This is a genomic window from Streptomyces sp. NPDC056347 (assembly GCF_042262625.1).
Taxonomy (GTDB): domain Bacteria; phylum Actinomycetota; class Actinomycetes; order Streptomycetales; family Streptomycetaceae; genus Streptomyces.
Genome location: NZ_JBHJQP010000321.1, coordinates 1 through 2,846 on the forward strand (window position 1 = coordinate 1; position 2,846 = coordinate 2,846).

A 2,846-nucleotide genomic window follows, 5' to 3' on the forward strand; every position below is an offset into this window, starting at 1 on the left:
CGCACAGCGGATAGGGACCGAACTGTCTCACGACGTTCTGAACCCAGCTCGCGTACCGCTTTAATGGGCGAACAGCCCAACCCTTGGGACCGACTACAGCCCCAGGATGCGATGAGCCGACATCGAGGTGCCAAACCTCCCCGTCGATGTGGACTCTTGGGGGAGATAAGCCTGTTATCCCCGGGGTAGCTTTTATCCGTTGAGCGATGGCCCTTCCATGCGGAACCACCGGATCACTAAGCCCGACTTTCGTCCCTGCTCGACTTGTAGGTCTCGCAGTCAAGCTCCCTTATGCCTTTGCACTCTACGAATGATTTCCAACCATTCTGAGGGAACCTTTGGGCGCCTCCGTTACACTTTAGGAGGCGACCGCCCCAGTCAAACTGCCCACCTGACACTGTCTCCCGGGTCGATAAGACCCGTAGGTTAGAATTTCAATACAGTCAGGGCGGTATCCCACCAGCGCCTCCACCGAAGCTAGCGCTCCGGTTTCAATGGCTCCCGCCTATCCTGTACAAACTGTACCAAAATTCAATATCAGGCTACAGTAAAGCTCCACGGGGTCTTTCCGTCCTGTCGCGGGTAACCTGCATCTTCACAGGTACTATAATTTCACCGAGTCTCTCGTTGAGACAGTGCCCAGATCGTTGCGCCTTTCGTGCGGGTCAGAACTTACCTGACAAGGAATTTCGCTACCTTAGGACCGTTATAGTTACGGCCGCCGTTTACTGGGGCTTCAATTCAAAGCTTCGCTTACGCTAACCCCTCTCCTTAACCTTCCAGCACCGGGCAGGTGTCAGCCCCTATACTTCGCCTTACGGCTTCGCAGAGACCTGTGTTTTTGCTAAACAGTCGCTTGGGCCTATTCACTGCGGCTTTCCGTTAAGAAAGCACCCCTTCTCCCGAAGTTACGGGGTCATTTTGCCGAGTTCCTTAACGAGAGTTCTCTCGCTCACCTTAGGATTCTCTCCTCGCCTACCTGTGTCGGTTTGCGGTACGGGCACCTTTTATCTCGCTAGAAGCTTTTCTTGGCAGCGGGGAATCAAAGACTTCGCTCCATAAGGAGCTTCCCCATCACAGCTCAGCCTTCACGATAAGCGGATTTGCCTACTTATCAGCCTAACTGCTTGGACGTGCACAACCAATCGCACGCTTCTTCTATCCTTCTGCGTCCCTCCATTGCTCAAACGATAAAGAGGTGGTACAGGAATATCAACCTGTTGTCCATCGCCTACGCCTGTCGGCCTCGGCTTAGGTCCTGACTAACCCTGAGCGGACGAGCCTTCCTCAGGAAACCTTAGGCATTCGGTGGACGGGATTCTCACCCGTCTTTCGCTACTCATACCGGCATTCTCACTTCTAAGCGCTCCACCAGTCCTTCCGGTCTGACTTCACTGCACTTAGAACGCTCCCCTACCACTGATACCATTGGTATCAATTCGCAGCTTCGGTGGTGTATTTAGCCCCGGTACATTTTCGGCGCAGAGTCACTCGACTAGTGAGCTATTACGCACTCTTTAAATGGTGGCTGCTTCTAAGCCAACATCCTAGTTGTCTAAGCAACTCCACATCCTTTTCCACTTAATACACACTTTGGGACCTTAGCTGGCGATCTGGGCTGTTTCCCTCTTGACTACGGATCTTATCACTCGCAGTCTGACTCCTAAGGATAAGTCATTGGCATTCGGAGTTTGACTGAATTCGGTAACCCGATGAGGGCCCCTAGTTCAATCAGTGCTCTACCTCCAAGACTCTTACACTTAAGGCTAGCCCTAAAGCTATTTCGGGGAGAACCAGCTATCTCCAGGTTCGATTGGAATTTCTCCGCTACCCACACCTCATCCCCGCACTTTTCAACGTGCGTGGGTTCGGGCCTCCATTCAGTGTTACCTGAACTTCACCCTGGACATGGGTAGATCACCTGGTTTCGGGTCTACGACCACGTACTAAACGCCCTATTCAGACTCGCTTTCGCTGCGGCTCCGCCTCTTCAACTTAACCTTGCACGGGATCGTAACTCGCCGGTTCATTCTACAAAAGGCACGCCATCACCCATTAACGGGCTCTGACTATTTGTAGGCACACGGTTTCAGGATCTCTTTCACTCCCCTTCCGGGGTGCTTTTCACCTTTCCCTCACGGTACTGGTTCACTATCGATCACTAGGGAGTATTTAGCCTTGGGAGATGGTCCTCCCAGATTCCGACGGAATTTCACGTGTTCCGCCGTACTCAGGATCCACTCTGGAGGGAACGAAGTTTCAACTACAGGGTTGTTACCTTCTTTGACGGGCCTTTCCAGACCTCTTCATTTACTCCGTTCCTTTGTAACTCCGTATAGAGTGTCCTACAACCCCAAGAGGCAAGCCTCTTGGTTTGGGCTATGTTCCGTTTCGCTCGCCGCTACTCAGGAAATCGCATTTGCTTTCTCTTCCTCCAGGTACTTAGATGTTTCAGTTCCCTGGGTCTGTCTTCCATACCCTATGTATTCAGGTAAGGATACCATACCATTACGTATAGTGGGTTTCCCCATTCGGAAATCTTCGGATCAAAGCTTACTTACAGCTCCCCGAAGCATATCGGCGTTAGTCCCGTCCTTCATCGACTCCTAGTGTCAAGGCATCCACCGTGCGCCCTTTCTAACTTAACCAAACTAAAAATTAAAAAATATGAGCTACACTGTTATCTAGTTTTCAAAGAACATACATTTATATATGAGAGATAGTTCTCTCAAAACTGAACAAAACGAAACACGGAAACTTATATTGATGAACAGCGTTCATCAATTCTCCATAGAAAGGAGGTGATCCAGCCGCACCTTCCGATACGGCTACCTTGTTACGACTTC

2 rRNA genes are annotated in these 2,846 nt (G+C 50.9%); both read right to left on the reverse strand.

Annotated features, from left to right (window positions below):
• Nucleotides 1-2,648: ribosomal RNA gene (locus tag ACFCV8_RS35860) — 23S ribosomal RNA — on the reverse strand; the annotation flags it as partial.
• A gap of 146 nt (nucleotides 2,649-2,794) precedes the next feature.
• Nucleotides 2,795-2,846: ribosomal RNA gene (locus ACFCV8_RS35865) — 16S ribosomal RNA — on the reverse strand; the annotation flags it as partial.